The organism is Gilliamella sp. HK2, from assembly GCF_001690265.1.
Taxonomy (GTDB): domain Bacteria; phylum Pseudomonadota; class Gammaproteobacteria; order Enterobacterales; family Orbaceae; genus Gilliamella; species Gilliamella apicola_C.
In genome coordinates this window covers 1-15,740 of sequence record NZ_LZGV01000064.1, presented here as the reverse complement: position 1 = coordinate 15,740, position 15,740 = coordinate 1, and the positions used below count along the sequence as shown (strand labels likewise).

The window sequence follows — 15,740 nt, the reverse complement described above, 5'->3', positions numbered from 1 at the left end:
ATAACTGTGAGGCTTTTATAACTTTTGACCCGCTATTAAGTTAGCTATTTGCAACTACGCTAACATAACGACGGTTTTTAGGTCCTTTAACTTCAAATTTTACTTGCCCATCAATTAAGGCAAATAGAGTATGATCGCGACCACAACCTACATTGGTACCTGGATGAAATTGAGTTCCGCGTTGACGAACTAAAATATTACCCGCAAGAACTTCTTGACTACCATAACGTTTAACACCTAAACGTTTACTTTGGGAATCACGACCATTACGTGATGAACCACCAGCCTTCTTATGTGCCATTGTGCGATACTCCTATTAAGCGATTGCAGTGATCTTCACATCAGTGAACCACTGACGGTGACCTTGTTGTTTACGATAGTGTTTACGACGACGGAATTTAACAATTTTCACTTTGTCACCACGACCGTGCTCAACAATTTCTGCTTTAATTGTTGCACCTTCAACAAACGGAGCACCAACTTTGATGTCTTCACCATTTGCTACCATTAAAACTTTATCGAAAACAACTTCTGAACCTGTTTCGACTTCAATTTTTTCCAAGCGAACGACTTGCCCTTCGCTAACTCGGTGTTGCTTACCACCACTTTGGAAAACTGCGTACATACTTAACTCCGCAATAAAAAGCAGACGATTACTTGATTAAACATATATGTCTGCATTGATTAATCTTATAGGGCGTGAATTTTACGCAAAATTTATGCTTGTTGCAAGCGCTGTTTACCAAAAGATCGCAAAAAGTTACAAAAAAGATCAGCGGTACACTTTTTTCAAGCTACAATAATCATAAATTATTAGTTACCCAAAACAAATTATAAAATAATGATGAGTGCTTATACACCGAAAAGAAAAATTGGCCACACCGCATCAATTATTAACCGTTTAACGCTATTATTGTTTTTTTTAGGAATGATTGCTTTAGTCGCATTATCGTTTTCAATTCAGGTAGCCAACGATGCCAAAGGTGGCGCATACATGGTAAATCAATTGGGGCTACTGAGAATGAAAAACTACCAATTGCTTACTATGATACCACTGGATGAAAGAGAGTATGACCGTTTAAATATATTTAGTGATATTGCTTCATCACAACCGCATTTAATGCTTTTAAAACGTTATGACTTAATGAATGAATTTAATCAATTACAACTTGATTGGAATACTCACATTGCCATTAAAATACAGCAAGCAAAAAAATTGAATGAGATAAAAACTGACATTGAAAACTATGTGACTCGTATCAACCATTTGGTGCATAAGATTGATCAAAAAACCGAAAGTAAAATTTACTATATTTCTCAATTACAACAATTATTTATTGCCATTATTGTCTGTTTTTTAATTGTTCAAATTTATTACTTGCGTTATTACCTGCTTGCACCATGGCAAAAGCTACTAGATATGGCTGAAGCTATTACAAATCACAATTTTAAAGAACGTTTTAATATTAGAACCCCAAAAAATGAGTTTGATTTACTAGGGCTGGCTTTTAATCGGATGTCAGAGCAGATCGAATCACAATATTTATTGCTAGAACAACAAGTTGCTGAAAAAACAGCCAGGCTACAACAAACCAATAAAATCGTTTCATTTCAATACCAAGCAACGAAGCAACTACATACTTCAGAGCCATTATGTGCCCGTTTTTTAAAAATCCTACGTCAATTAGAAGAGTTAGTGCCATTAACTCACTTTCAAATTCGCTTTTATGAATCCGATGATCCTGAGCATTATCAACAAGCCAGTTACGATAACGAGCAAAAATTACCTTATTGCCAAAGCCCTAAATGCAATGCATGTTTAATCTCGTCCAAGCATGGTTCCGAAAAAAACCTTCAACGCCATTGGTATCTTCAAGAAAACGGAGAAAAATATGGGATATTATTTGCTTTGCAACCAACGGGATTAATATTAACCGATGAGCAAGAAAGCTTAATTATGGGGCTCATTGAGCAAATGACTACAGCAATGAAGCTAGAGAGAAAAATAGAACAACAGAAACAATATTTATTAATGAAAGAACGCTCTGCTATGGCCAGAGAACTGCATGATTCGATAGCACAATCACTTTCTTGTTTAAAAATACACCTTAGTTGCTTACAAATGCAATCAGATCTCACATCGCAAAGCAGTATTGATTTATTAGCAACCATGCGTAAAGAGATCAATCTTACCTATTCACAATTAAGAGAACTCATCACCTCTTTCCGTTTACGTCTCAATCGCACAGGCTTTTATGCAAGTTTAATCGAACTCATTGAAGAGTTTAACCAAAAATTACAATTCAATATTCAATTTGAATACCAATTACCACTTAATATTATTAATAGTAAATATGCATTTCATTTATTACAGATTATTCGAGAAGGGCTAAATAATATATACAAACATGCAAAAGCCACACAAGTCGCTGTCAATTTAAAAATGAATGATGACCAAATTGTTTCTGTTTGTATTGAAGATAATGGTATTGGTTTACAAAACAATATTAAACAGGATAATCGTTATGGACTAATTATTATGCGTGATAGGGTTGAAATACTAAATGGCAATTTATCAATCAACAGCAAACCTCATGTAGGAACACAAATTATGGTAGCATTTAAAGCAAACAAAACCATTCCATTAAAAAAAATAGATGAGTAAAAAATGGAACAAATAAATAGTTCAATTCTTCTTATTGATGATCACCCAATGTTAAGAAATGGCGTGAAACAATTAATAAACACAGTAAACCATTTTGAAATTGTGGGAGAAGCTGGCTCAGGTATCGAAGGGGTTAAATTAGCCCAAGAGCTCGATCCTGATATTATTCTGCTCGATATCAATATGCAAGATGTCAATGGGCTAGAAATATTGCGCTATTTACGGGAGAAAAACATCGCAAGTCGCATTATTATGTTCACCGTATCGGACGCAAAAGAAGATATTATCACGGCACTAAAAACAGGTGCTGATGGGTATTTATTAAAAGATATGGAACCAGAGGATTTTCTAAAATCACTCAAAGAAATCTCGCTTGGAAAGCTAATTATGGATGATGCGATTTCACATATTATCCTCAATTACATGCGTCATGGTGAAGAACAGCTTACTAATCAAACTCACGATGTAAGCCTGTTGACACCAAGAGAAAATGAAATTTTTAATTTATTAGTTCAAGGCCTGCCGAATAAATTAATTGCAAAAGAGCTAGGTATCGTAGAAAGTACTGTAAAAGTACACATCAAAAGCATATTCAAAAAACTTAATTTTAAATCACGAATGGAAATGACCGTATGGTATCTACAAAGTAAGGAATAATCTTATCCATTGAAAAATAAAAATAGATAAATCGTTATGCGTTATCTTTGTTTAATAGGGTAAAACGATTTATAACATAAAAACTTCCTGTTCGGCGAATTAGTAAATAACATTATTCATTTAACAAAATAACAAACATCACAAAAATCAAACAAAGCATTGAAAACTAGAAAGATATGATAACTTATAATAGAATTGTGCAAATAAATAGCTGCTATTTATAGCCATACACACAAAATCTACAATAGGAATATTTGAAATGCCAATATTGATTAATGCTTATTCGACAGTCACTCACCCACCAGCCATTGATTTCCCTTGTGAACGTTTATATCATCGTGGATTAGATGATCCTGAATTGATGAAACACCTTGATGGTTTTATCGGTTATGTCATGCAAGCAGGCGATGGGCAGATGAATTCACGTCGTTATGCTTTGTATCGTCATATCCAACGAGTTAAACACCAATGGGCCTTTGAGATTGAAGAAGATAATTTCAATAAATTTACTACTTGGGGGTGGCAGGTAAATGCCATTATATTGATGCCAGATGGCACGATTCGAAATCCTGATGGCGATGTCTTACAAGATCCTGATGGGGATATTGATTTAGATGCAGTTATGCCTTACCCACCAGAAGCATTAAAGCGCAAAGCAAAAACGGAGCAGTATTTAGCTAAATTAGGATTGCATACACCGACACATTTACCACCGGTTATTGCTGAATCAGAAGTCATACTTAGAACACCAGAAGAAGTCGCTGCACGTGCTTTAGCGATAATGTTAACAGGTATTCAAGCCGAAAGTTTTCGAGAAAATGATCCGATTAATCCGATGGAATTTAAAGAACGTTGCCCAACGGGGTTTGCGGCTTTATCAAATAATGAACGTGACTTTATTTATAGCGAGCAACCAACAGAGCAAGATGTAATAGATATGTCTTGGAAATATGAGGCACTATTACCTTTACAATGGGCAATCAAGTGGCAATCTGAGCTCCCTTTTGCTGATACTATCTGTAATGTTTCATCGTTAGTTGACGAAGGGATGCAACACTGTGAGCAAGATAATTCTACAGTAACCTTAAGACCAGTTAGTGAATTGTTAGATGCTTTAGATTTACATTACCGCTTACATTGGATAACCACAGATTATCAAATGAAAGATAAGCAACCACCCGCTTCAATAATAAGTGACGTTATTCAAGAGCGCCATTATGCATTAAATTGGTTAACTTGCTTTGAAAATGCGGATTGGGATGATGTCGATACACCGACCTAATATTTTGTCTTATTATTTAGCAGGCACCATGCCGTATTAAATTAGTAGATACTGTATTAAATTAGTAGATACTTTATTCATTGGCTAATGATTCATCTCATTAGCCATTTTTTAAAGTGAATAACTGAACCTTTTATAAGTAACGAAAAAATACAATCGTAGCATTGCGCACCACTAAAACTAATTTAGCTGTTCCCATTACTATCAGAAAACCAACTCAGTTTTTCACGTAATGCCACAACCGGGCCAATAATAATTAAACTCGGACTACAAGCTTGTAATGATAGTTGCGTTAAATGACATAACAAACCCGATATAACTTTTTGCTTCGTTGTTGTACCTTCTTCTACAATGGCAACTGGCGTATTTGCATCCATACCATGCTTAATTAACTGTTTTTCGATGTTTGCAGCTTGAGATAATCCCATATAAAAAACCAGTGTTTGTTTTTCGGCTGCTAAACTTTGCCAATCAAGGTGGCTACCATCTTTCAAATGCCCTGTAATTAACCGTACACTATGCGCGTAACTTCGATGCGTTAATGGAATGCCGCTATAAGCAGAACACCCCGACGCTGCCGTAATGCCTGGCACGACCGAAAAAGGAATATCAGCGTTAAATAATGTTTCTAACTCTTCACCACCTCGACCAAAAATAAAAGGATCGCCACCTTTTAAACGCACAACACGCTTACCTTTTTTAGCTTGCTGTAAAAGAATTTGATTGATTTGTTCTTGAGGCACACAATGAAATCCGGCTCGTTTACCAACAAAAATACGTTTAGCATCTCGGCGAGCAAGATTCATAATTTCATCTGAGACTAATCTATCATAGACAATAATATCTGCCTGCTGGATCTGTTGTAATCCTTTTAAAGTCAATAACCCAGCATCACCAGGACCCGCTCCGACTAACACAACCTCACCTCGAGAATCAAGCGAGGCATCAAATAACTCATTAGTGAGCTTCTCAACACGCTCAGAATCATTATTTGCAATTGCTTGAGCCAACCTGTCATGAGAAAACAACCTTTCCCAAAAACGACGGCGCTCAGTGATTGTTTGATAGGTTTTTTTAACTTTATTGCGCAAATAACCTGAATATTTAGCCAGTTTTCCTAAATGTTCGGGCAAAATAGATTCTAATTTCTCACGCAATAATCTAGCCAAAACAGGAGCATGCCCCTCTGAAGACACGGCTACCATAATAGGCGAGCGATCGATAATTGAAGGCATAATAAAACTAGCCTCCTTAGGAGAATCAACCACATTACAAAAAACACACCGTTTTTCAGCCTCAAGGCTCACTTTTTGGTTAATATCTTGGCAATCTGTGGCAGCAATAACCAGCCACTTATTATCAAGTAATTGTGCATTAAATTCCCCTTGAACTAGGGTAAGTTGCTGTTGTTCATGCCAACACATAAATTGCTCATTAAACGATTGAGAATTAACCGTAAGACGTGCGCCCGCTTCAAGTAATAGCCGCGCTTTACGTTCAGCAACTTCACCACCACCGACTAACAAACAATCACGGTTTTCTAACTTACAAAATAAGGGGAAATAATCCATAACACCTCAAAATAAAACATCTTTTTAACAATTTACTGATAATCAATCTAACAATAGCACTCTATGCATTATTCTGTGTTTAACTACCTTGCTATTTTGTATGACTTGTAACAATCAACGCCAAACACAATGCTAATTAAACATTCTTTATTGAAAGAGGGGAAATTCGCTATATCGCCCCTCCGATTTAAGCTAATGAGTTGAATAACCAACTTTTTATTCAGCAGTAATTAAGGTCGCTCAGCTCTAGGCGTTGAATACCAGTATCCGAGCCCCATAAATAACGCACCAGAAACAATATTTCCTAATGATACCCATAATAGATTATGACCAATTCCAGTTAGCGTGTAAGCATCACTATGGTTACCAAACCAAGAAAGCGAAAAAAGCGTCATATTGGCGATTGAGTGCTCATAACCACAAGCGATAAATGCTAACAAGCACCACCAAATTGCAATAAATTTTGCAGACCCTTCAACACGATTAGCCATCCAAATTGCTAAACAAACTAGCCAGTTACATAACACACCTCTAAAAAATAATGGGCAAGCCGCGGCCGATGTTTTTGCTAAAGCCGCAGTATGCACAAGGCTAGTATCGGTAGATAATAAAGGCGTTGCCGCATAAAAATACAGTGCCGCAACAAAAATTGAACCAACTAAATTTCCCAGCCATGTTTGTGGCAATACTAACCACATCTGCGTGTGTGTAATTTTTTTGCATTTCACCCCAAGCGTTAAAAACATGGTATGCCCAGTAAATAATTCTGATCCAGCAATTACCACTAACGTTAATGCGATCCCAAATGTCGCCCCCATAACTAAAGGTCTTATTGAAGGTTCAACCAAATTACCCAAAGTAAAAATTAAAATAATACCAAAACCTACATAAGCACCCGCCATGGCTGAACTTACCCAAAAACCGAATGGATTGGTTTTTGCCAAGCGAACAATACGCGCTGCATTAGCAGCACATTTATTGATTGTCTCTGTATACATATTTTTACCCTCTTAAAAAGATATTTAATTTGATTTAACCTGCACAGTACCATCATCATTAACATTCACTTGATAATAGGCGATAGAATATTGTTCATCATCCAAACAATAACCGTCTTTTAAACGAAAACGCTGTTTTTTTAGTGGGCTGGCAACATATAGCTCATTTTCATGCTGTCCAATAATGCCTCGCGATAACACACTTGCCTTAGCAAAAGGATCAATATTACTAATCGCATAAAGATCAGCATTATTATATGGACGAAAAATAGCAACGTGATCATGACCAACAAGCGCACAAACTCCGGTGCCTGGCAAAATATCATCAAGCTTACAAACCGTTATCCATTGACTCATACTATTCCCCTAACATTATTTTACGTTCTTCTGCTGTAGCAGGTCGATGCTGATCGCGCTCCGCTACAATTTGCACATTTTCATCACGCTGATTACTATTAATAAAGTGAGCAAATCGAACTTGATTTTCAGGATTTTCAACCGTCTTTTTCCACTCACACACCATTAATTTACGTAAGCGCGCCATTTCGCTTTCTAGTTCAGCATTAATCCCTAACTTATCGTCAACAATAACACTACGCAAATAATCAATACCGCCCTCTAGATTTTCAAGCCAGACGGATGTACGTTGTAACTTATCAGCGGTACGAATATAGAACATAAGAAAACGGTCAATGTATTGAATTAGCGTATTTTTATCTAGATCAGCCGCAAGTAAATCAGCATGGCGAGGCTTCATACCACCATTACCACAAACGTAAAGATTCCACCCTTTCTCTGTAGCAATCACACCAATATCTTTACCTTGGGCTTCGGCACATTCACGCGTACAACCTGATACACCTAACTTAAATTTATGCGGTGCCCGAATACCTTTATAGCGATGTTCTAACTCAACGCCAAAACCCACACTATCACCCACACCATATCGGCACCATGTGCTACCAACACAAGTTTTTGCCATTCTTAATGCTTTAGCATATGCATAACCACTTTCAAAACCGGCATCAATAAGCTCCTTCCAAATAGCTGGAAGATCATCTTTTTGCGCACCAAATAAGCCAATACGTTGTGAACCAGTAATTTTAGAATAGAGGTGATATTTTTTAGCTATTTGACCAACAGCAATTAACCCTTCTGGCGTAATTTCACCACCGGCGCTACGCGGAATCACCGAATAAGTACCATTTTTTTGAATATTTCCCAAGAAAATATCATTACTATCTTGCAAAGGGATTAAATCATCTTTAAGAATATAATCATTCCAACTTGAGGCTAATAACGATCCAACGGTGGGTTTACAAACCTCACAACCATAGCCCTGACCATGTTTTTTAATCACTTGATCAAATGACGTTAAACCCTCAACACGAATTAAATGGTATAACTCCTGACGAGAATATTTAAAATGCTCACATAATGCGTGACTAACCTCGATCCCTTGTTTAGCTAATTCCATATTAAGGATTTGGGTCACTAAGGGAATACACCCCCCACACCCTGTGCCCGCTTTTGTTTCGGCTTTTATTGCTGCAACGGTATGGCAACCTGCATTAATTGCATTAACAATTTTTTCTTTCGTTACATCAAAACAAGAACAAATTTGGGCCGAATCAGGAAGCGCTTCAACGCCCATCGTAGGTTTTGCTCCTGCATGAGCAGGCAATATCAAAGTATCGGGGTGCTCTGGCAGATCCATATCATTAAGCATTAATTGTAATAAATTACTATAGTCTGAAGTATCACCAACAAGCACTGCGCCCAATAACTTGTTATTATCTTGAGAGACAACTAATTTTTTATAAATAGGAACCGTTTCATCTAAATAAACATAGCTACGGCTACCGATTGTTTTCGCTTTAGCATCACCAATACTGCCGACATCTACTCCCATTAATTTTAATTTAGCGCTCATATCTGCGCCTTCAAATGGAGTTTGCTCACCCATTAAATGCGCCAAGGCAACCTGCGCCATTTTATATCCTGGTGCAACTAAACCAAATACTCTGCCTTGCCAACAAGCACATTCACCAATAGCGTAAATATCAGGATCAGAAGTTTGGCAATAGTCATTAACCACAATGCCACCACGTTGGCCAATTTCAAGCTGACATGCTTTGGCAAGCTGATCATTCGGGCGAATACCTGTTGAGAAAACAATAAAATCAATTTCAAGTGATGTGCCATCAGCAAATTGCATAATTTTACCCGATGGTGTGTGAATAATTTCTTGGGTATTTTTGCTAGTGTGAACGCTAACGCCCATACTTTCAATTTTTCGGCGTAACTGCTCGCCTCCCATTACATCAAGTTGCTCTGCCATTAATACTGGTGCGAATTCAACGACATGTGTTTGTATTCCCAAGTTTTTTAATGCACCGGCAGCTTCAAGCCCCAACAAGCCACCACCAACAACCGCCCCCGTTTTACAGTGGCTAGCACATTCAGCAATAGCATCAAGGTCTTCAATGGTTCGGTAAACAAAACAATTTAAACCATTAGCGCCTTTAATCGGTGGAACCCATGCATAAGATCCTGTTGCAATGATCAATTTATCATAACTAACAATTCGCCCCGTCTGTGAATGAACTTCTTTACGCTGACGATTGATTAAAATAGCGCGTTCATTAAGTAATATGTTAATGCCATTTTCTTCATATAGCCCTTCACGAACTAAAGAAAGTGCTTCAGCAGTATGACCGGAAAAATAAGAGGAAAGATGAACGCGATCATAGGCAAGGCGAGGCTCTTCACAAAAAATAGTAATATTAAATTGATTAGGCGACATTTTATCAATTAACTCTTCAACAAAACGATGCCCAACCATTCCATTACCAATGATAACGAGGTTGGTTTTACTCATACAACAACTCCAAATTTATTTTAATTTAATCATTTAATTTTTATTTTGCTCACATTGTATGAAACTTTGTACAGAATATAACTACTCTCAAGGATTACTACTTTAGTGGTAAAGATAAGGCTATTTTAAAAAAAGTTTATTTGAAAATAAGCAACAATGACAATTAGTTATAAAACAATATCGACTCCCCTCCCATAACCAACCCATAAAAAATAGTTAAAAAAGTTGCCAATTATAATTAACTTTATATAATTAGCCGACTAAATAAATTGAGTAATGATAATTGAATTACAATTCAAGAAAACTTCCTTCACGCGAAACTTTAGCAAAAGCGCAAAGATTTACTGATGAAACCATTGAGGTTTCCGGTGTCGATCTTGTCCTTAGTTTAATCACTACCGCCGATTTAATTCGCTCAAATATTTATGCGCAACTGGCAAAAGATTATGATGTATCTGAAGGAAAATTTGCGTTGTTAATGTCCTTGTATAGTGAAGGAGAAACTTGTGCTAGCGAGCTCGCATTAAGAGTCGGCGTTACACCGGCAACCGTTTCGGTAATGGTAAAACGAATGTTAGCTACCCAAGATCCTTTAATATCAATGACGAAAAGTGGACAAGATGGCCGCTCCCGACTCATCACGCTCACCACGACGGGAGTGAATCTTATTCAAAAAGCATTACCTGATCACTTAAAATCGATTCGCGCTTTTGCTCAAGTCTTAAATCCACAAGAGCAAGAATCTTTAATTGCAATGTTGCGCAAATTATTGCGGAAATAATTGCTAGTATTTATTAATAATCGTAATATTTTAACCATATACTTAGCTGACTAAATAAATGAAAAATAAATTAAACTTCAATAATTTACCTAAAAACATTAAAATCCCTGTTATCTTTTTATTGCTACTTCTTTTTGGCTCAATACTAATTTGTCTTGGTTCCAGAAACGATGCTGTCACTGTGGCAAAAAGTATCAAATCAGGGGTATTAACTGCTGATGAAATCAATATTGCATTCCAAAATGTTGGTGGAAAGGTCATAAAACGATTTGTTCAAGAATCACAATTCGTAAAAAAAGGCGATCCTTTAATGCAACTTGAAGATATTGATACCCAACTATCTATTGATCGCTTACAAGCATTGGTCGACAGCCAAACCGCTGCGGTCAATCAAGAACAAGCAGCAATCGAAATCACTGAAAACGAAATCAATCTTAATGAACTATCAACATGGCGCAAAATAGAAGAAGTCAAAGCAGGCTTAGAGGCAGCAAAATCAGCTCGAGATTTGGCTAATACTGAATTTCAACGCCATACTCAATTAAGAAAAGCCGGTGGATCTTCACAATCGCAACTCGACGCGGCGCGCAATGCCTACATCAACACAAAAATGCAAGTTGTCCAGATTGAAAGTCAATTGTCAACATTAATGATTGGCGCAACCCCTGAACAAATGACGCAATTTGAACAAACCCGAAATGCGACCGGTATGACATTGCAATCAATCACAATTGCTAAACAAAAATTGCAAAATCGTCAAAATCAACTTGCTCAGATCCGGGCTCAATTAGCACAAGCGGAAACCGATTTAAAACAGCTCAAAGTCAATTACAACCGCCTTACATTAGTTGCACCAGAGGATGGCAAAGTACTAAAGCTGATGTTTGAAGATGGTGAAATGGTGCCGGCTGGTGCGCCTGCGGTATTGTTAGAAACTGATCGCAAATATATTGATATTTATGTTAACGAAAAAATGGTTAATGATTATCAGCCAGGTACTCAGGTAAAAGCGAATGTTATTGCACTCGACAAAACAGTAAAAGGCACCGTACGTTTTGCAACCGCGGCGCCTTCATTTGCTGATTTACGCATGACTCGCGAACGCGGCCAAGCCGATTTAACATCTTACCAAGTCAGAATTTATATAGAATCCATTCCTAAATTATTAACTGGAATGACACTTGAGGTTAATCAATGATGCAAAACATCATTAAATCTATGCTTGAAGAGCTTGATGCGATGCTATCAGGCCACTTCATCCCTTATTATAAAGTGTGTTTGGGCTTAGCCGCTATCGTGTCGCTTATTTTTTCAATGGTATTGAGCCATGGCTCTGTTTTTGAAGGAAAAATTGCGGTTATTGATTTAGACAGTTCGAATTATTCCACTGAACTAATCAGCAAAGTGAATACCTCGCCTTTTATTGAAATATCTGAGGTCATTCACTCACCAATAAACCCAATTACCTTAGTTTCACACGATAGTAATTTAGGGGTGCTATATATCCCCAAAGGGCTGGAAAAGTCATTAAAGAAAGGCGATAAAACAGTTAAATTAGGTTACTTTGTTGATGATACGAATGATGCACAAAACGCTAAAGTCATGCAAAGTCTTAACGAAATCATTCCTGAGCTAGGGGTAGAATTAAGCGTTGGTAAAGTTGCTGCATTAGGGCAAGGAAGAGAAGCAACCGAAGCGACTTTATCACCAATGCAATTAAAAACACGCTACATGTTTAACCCGGCGAGCTCATCAACAATATCGACAATTATTTATTTTGTTTACTTCTTCTCGTCGCTGACTTATGGACTAACATCGTTAATGATTATCGGCCGCTTAAAAAGCACAGGAATGTGGAATACCGTTGTCGAGCGTGGATTTTTGCCACTATTGGCGCGAACCGTGCCTTATGCCCTATTTTACACCACCGCGCTAACGTTAATTACCGCAATATTGGTCATTTTTGGACAACTGCGTTTTGATGGTAACTATTTTGCATTCGTACCTAGCGTATTTATGACAGGACTTGCATTTGGCTGGTTAGGATTTTTACTTTCTTGGAACACCAACCATCCTGGTGAAGGGGCAAGCCGAATGATATTTTTAGTGCCACCGGGATTCATCATGGGCGGCTCAACCATGGCGGTCGGGATTATGCCTATTTGGGCCTATTATGCCAGTCATGCCTTTCCATTAGTTTGGTTATTCCGATTTTTCCGTGACTGCGCTATGCGTGGGCGCTCGTTTATTGATATGCTTTCAACCTATGGGATCTTTATCATCTATTTAACGGTTATTGCTTTTGTTGTGATGATGTTTGTTGAGCGAGTAAAAAAGACAGCAAAAAACTAATTTTTTGTCAAAAAGTTTCAAATAACATCTACGTTTCAGTAAAAAATTGATACCACACCACATCAATTTTTACCCCTCGATGAATGTTCACCGAGGGGTAAATTTATAGTTGGCACTTCTTTTTTAGAATATTACAACAATGACTTTATAAAGCTGAAGCTAACTAACGTCACTTCCCCCGCATACAAACGACCTTTAAGTTATCATCTAAAAGATTCACACCAAATTTCATCAAACTCCTCTTGATAAATTTGGATTTTAAAATAAAGAGAAATACAAACTACAATCATCGATAAAAAAGTACTAAAAACGATTATTGATAATATATCCTTCAATTCAATATAATGAACGGCCAATAAAGCAATAATAGAATACAGACAAAAAACAAGACTAAAAAAATAAACCATAGGGAAAATAAATAATTCGTCATTTTCTTCGTTACTTTGGACGGTTCTATCCGATAATTGCATAATATAAATATCGTTATTTCCTTGCGCAGCAATCATTTGCCCCTTTTGTCCCTGATTTACCCCATCAGCAGCCAGTGCTAATGCAAGCCATGCATGGCTTTCGCCTAATTTACCTAAATTAATATCTAATGGATAAACCTTATTTGGCGCAATTATAATTTCACCATTAATATCAAAAAATGTCTCCTTTAAAATATTTAATGCAGAAGAAGATAAAGATGTCGTCCATAATTGATTAACTCGTTTCTTTTCAACCTGCTCGGCTTTAATTAAATAACCAATATCATCACTTAAATCAGTAAGTTCGGTTTTAAGAGGTCGAAACACTCTTAATTTGGATAGATTTAATGCTTTATTAACATTAGAAAATAATAATGCACAGCAATATTCACTAAAAGATAATTGGTTCTTAACATCGTATACTAAATTAATCATTAAAATAGATTCATCATATTTTGTATCTATCCATTCATCGATGATTTCAGGCGAAGGGATGCAATCGGATAACACAATATCAGACTCGTTAATATTAATATGATTTAAATGACAATAATTAGCTAAAACCATAACCGCAGCATCTGAACTTTGAGTCATATTTAATAGCACTTTGATTTTTTGCAAGCTATTAATTTTAGCTTTCATTGGCATAATAATTTTTTCAAACACATAAAATAGTGGCGAACTACTCATTTCATGTATAACTGAAATCGGCATTACTTTATCGGGATTCATTGGTTGACTGCCTTCTAGCCCCATAACTTTTAAAGCAAGATTATCGATTTCTGTTAAATAACAATAATCAACTAACCCAATTGATTCTCTTGCCCATATCTGCCATATCGCTAGTTTATTTTTAATATTTAAATTAAAAAATAGCGCCTTAATTAATTGTGAATGGTAAAAACTATAAATAAACCCCGTTATAGATAAACTAAAAAATAGCGGTACAATAACAAGATAAAAACCCCCTAATAATAAATTAGATAGCACACTGTTTCCATTAATGAGTAACACTATAAATTCAAAAAAAATGGCGCTCAACACAAAAACCAATAAATAAATCCAGATAGAAAAATTTTTAGGTAGTACTTTTTCTGGTATATTAGGTACTCTCCATTTCATGTTTCACTCCCTACAACAGATAATGTTGAAATAAGCTCACAGCCACAAGCAGCTTTACAGCCATTAATGGCAACAGATCGACTATACATTTTCCAAGTCGGATGCCCGTCAACAATATGATTTACACCATGCCCCTTTATCGGACAAGATACCTGATCGCCAACTAATGCAACTGGCTTACCGTCAAAAATAGCACCAGATGCACTTATCACACATCCTCCATGGGAATGCGGATCGCCTAATCGAATTACACCTTTCATAAAGTCATTCCTAAAATTATCCTAAAATATTTTTACTTTTCCGCCCCAACCTCACAACGTATTTTATCCCAACCTTGGTAAGGTTCGGGTTTTAGATTTTTTATTGAATTTACCCGTAATTGATATTCTTTATTGTTGAGCAGTTTTTTATAAGCACCAAACTTAGAGCCATTCCTAACCCTTTCATCAGAAAATGCCGCTGATGGATAAAAAATTTGATAGTTACTTAATCCATTTTCATAATCAATTCGATTATATCTATAAGAAGCCCCAAATATCACCTCATGATTTTTTAAAATAAAATAGCCGGTATTACCCGAAATAGTAATCGGTGTATTTGGTTTTTCCGGTTCATAATAAGTATCCTCAATTGGCGAATCATCCACCCCAATAAAGTAAGCCACTTCTTCTCCGGGGACAGCAGCCATTGGAGAGACCATCGCTTTTATAAAATGTCTGCCCCCATCGACTGAAAAAACAAAATCGGACAGATCATCGGTAGGAATGGCAATATACTGTTTGCCGGGGTTATAGTAGTTAAATTTCGGTAAATGATAAGCCGTATAAAATCGTTCGGTAATTAAGGTATGAATATTATTTTTATCATCATGATACCAAATCAATCCACTGCAATTTTCACCTTGTAGCTCTAAATAACGATCGGCATCATATCGATAAATTACCTGCCGCTTTTTACTGAC

15 protein-coding genes are annotated in these 15,740 nt (G+C 36.6%); 6 read left to right on the top strand and 9 right to left on the bottom strand.

Annotated features, from left to right (window positions below):
* Positions 1–40: 40 nt before the first annotated feature.
* Entirely contained in the window at positions 41–301 is a 261-nt protein-coding gene (gene rpmA, locus A9G45_RS05635) for a 50S ribosomal protein L27 (protein WP_034915250.1), read from the bottom strand.
* A gap of 15 nt (positions 302–316) precedes the next feature.
* Positions 317–625: a 50S ribosomal protein L21 gene (gene rplU / locus A9G45_RS05630; protein ID WP_034948580.1), complete on the bottom strand. Its 309-nt coding sequence runs from the start codon at positions 623–625 to the stop codon at positions 317–319.
* Positions 626–841: 216 nt separating this feature from the next.
* On the opposite strand from rplU, the gene narX reads away from it, so the two are divergent.
* The 3 genes from narX to A9G45_RS05615 all read left to right on the top strand — a co-directional run bounded on the left by narX (position 842) and on the right by A9G45_RS05615 (position 4,604).
* Positions 842–2,665, top strand: a complete 1,824-nt coding sequence (narX, locus tag A9G45_RS05625) for a nitrate/nitrite two-component system sensor histidine kinase NarX (RefSeq protein WP_065568420.1) — start codon at positions 842–844, stop codon at positions 2,663–2,665.
* 3 nt (positions 2,666–2,668) lie between these two features.
* Positions 2,669–3,322, top strand: coding sequence for a two-component system response regulator NarL (gene narL / locus A9G45_RS05620; RefSeq protein WP_065568421.1), 654 nt, complete (start codon positions 2,669–2,671; stop codon positions 3,320–3,322).
* 259 nt (positions 3,323–3,581) lie between these two features.
* Entirely contained in the window at positions 3,582–4,604 is a 1,023-nt protein-coding gene (locus A9G45_RS05615; protein WP_065568422.1) for a DUF4272 domain-containing protein, read from the top strand.
* A gap of 185 nt (positions 4,605–4,789) precedes the next feature.
* On the opposite strand, the gene cysG is transcribed toward A9G45_RS05615, so the two are convergent.
* From cysG to nirB, 4 genes are all read right to left on the bottom strand, one after another.
* A complete protein-coding gene (gene cysG, locus A9G45_RS05610; RefSeq protein ID WP_065568423.1) occupies positions 4,790–6,175 on the bottom strand; it encodes a siroheme synthase CysG in 1,386 nt (461 codons plus the stop codon).
* A 230-nt stretch (positions 6,176–6,405) separates the two neighbouring features.
* Positions 6,406–7,173: a nitrite transporter NirC gene (gene nirC, locus A9G45_RS05605; RefSeq protein WP_065568424.1), complete on the bottom strand. Its 768-nt coding sequence runs from the start codon at positions 7,171–7,173 to the stop codon at positions 6,406–6,408.
* A gap of 24 nt (positions 7,174–7,197) precedes the next feature.
* Positions 7,198–7,530, bottom strand: coding sequence for a nitrite reductase small subunit NirD (gene nirD, locus A9G45_RS05600; protein ID WP_065568425.1), 333 nt, complete (start codon positions 7,528–7,530; stop codon positions 7,198–7,200).
* Between the two features lies 1 nt (position 7,531).
* Positions 7,532–10,054 carry a nitrite reductase large subunit NirB gene (nirB, locus tag A9G45_RS05595; RefSeq protein ID WP_065568426.1) on the bottom strand — a complete coding sequence of 841 codons (2,523 nt, stop codon included), beginning with the start codon at positions 10,052–10,054 and terminating at the stop codon, positions 7,532–7,534.
* A 283-nt stretch (positions 10,055–10,337) separates the two neighbouring features.
* Between nirB and A9G45_RS05590 the strand changes: the two genes are divergently transcribed.
* Genes A9G45_RS05590 through A9G45_RS05580 form a run of 3 tightly spaced genes read left to right on the top strand, consistent with a single transcriptional unit; the run spans position 10,338 to position 13,187 of the window.
* Complete coding sequence (locus tag A9G45_RS05590; protein WP_065568427.1) at positions 10,338–10,835, top strand: MarR family winged helix-turn-helix transcriptional regulator; 498 nt, start codon at positions 10,338–10,340, stop codon at positions 10,833–10,835.
* 58 nt (positions 10,836–10,893) lie between these two features.
* Positions 10,894–12,033: an HlyD family secretion protein gene (locus A9G45_RS05585; protein WP_065568428.1), complete on the top strand. Its 1,140-nt coding sequence runs from the start codon at positions 10,894–10,896 to the stop codon at positions 12,031–12,033.
* On the top strand, positions 12,030–13,187 hold the full coding sequence (locus tag A9G45_RS05580; protein ID WP_218057042.1) for an ABC transporter permease: 1,158 nt from the start codon (positions 12,030–12,032) through the stop codon (positions 13,185–13,187). The genes A9G45_RS05585 and A9G45_RS05580 overlap by 4 nt, the downstream gene beginning before the upstream one ends.
* A 203-nt stretch (positions 13,188–13,390) precedes the next feature.
* Here the strand turns inward: A9G45_RS05580 and A9G45_RS05575 are convergent, their stop codons facing one another.
* From A9G45_RS05575 to A9G45_RS14390, 3 genes are all read right to left on the bottom strand, one after another.
* Positions 13,391–14,779 carry a hypothetical protein gene (locus A9G45_RS05575; protein WP_065568429.1) on the bottom strand — a complete coding sequence of 463 codons (1,389 nt, stop codon included), beginning with the start codon at positions 14,777–14,779 and terminating at the stop codon, positions 13,391–13,393.
* Positions 14,776–15,039: a PAAR domain-containing protein gene (locus A9G45_RS05570; protein WP_065568430.1), complete on the bottom strand. Its 264-nt coding sequence runs from the start codon at positions 15,037–15,039 to the stop codon at positions 14,776–14,778. The genes A9G45_RS05575 and A9G45_RS05570 overlap by 4 nt, the downstream gene beginning before the upstream one ends.
* A 32-nt stretch (positions 15,040–15,071) precedes the next feature.
* On the bottom strand, positions 15,072–15,740 hold a 669-nt coding region (locus A9G45_RS14390; protein WP_065572378.1), incomplete at its 5' end, for a T6SS immunity protein Tli3 family protein.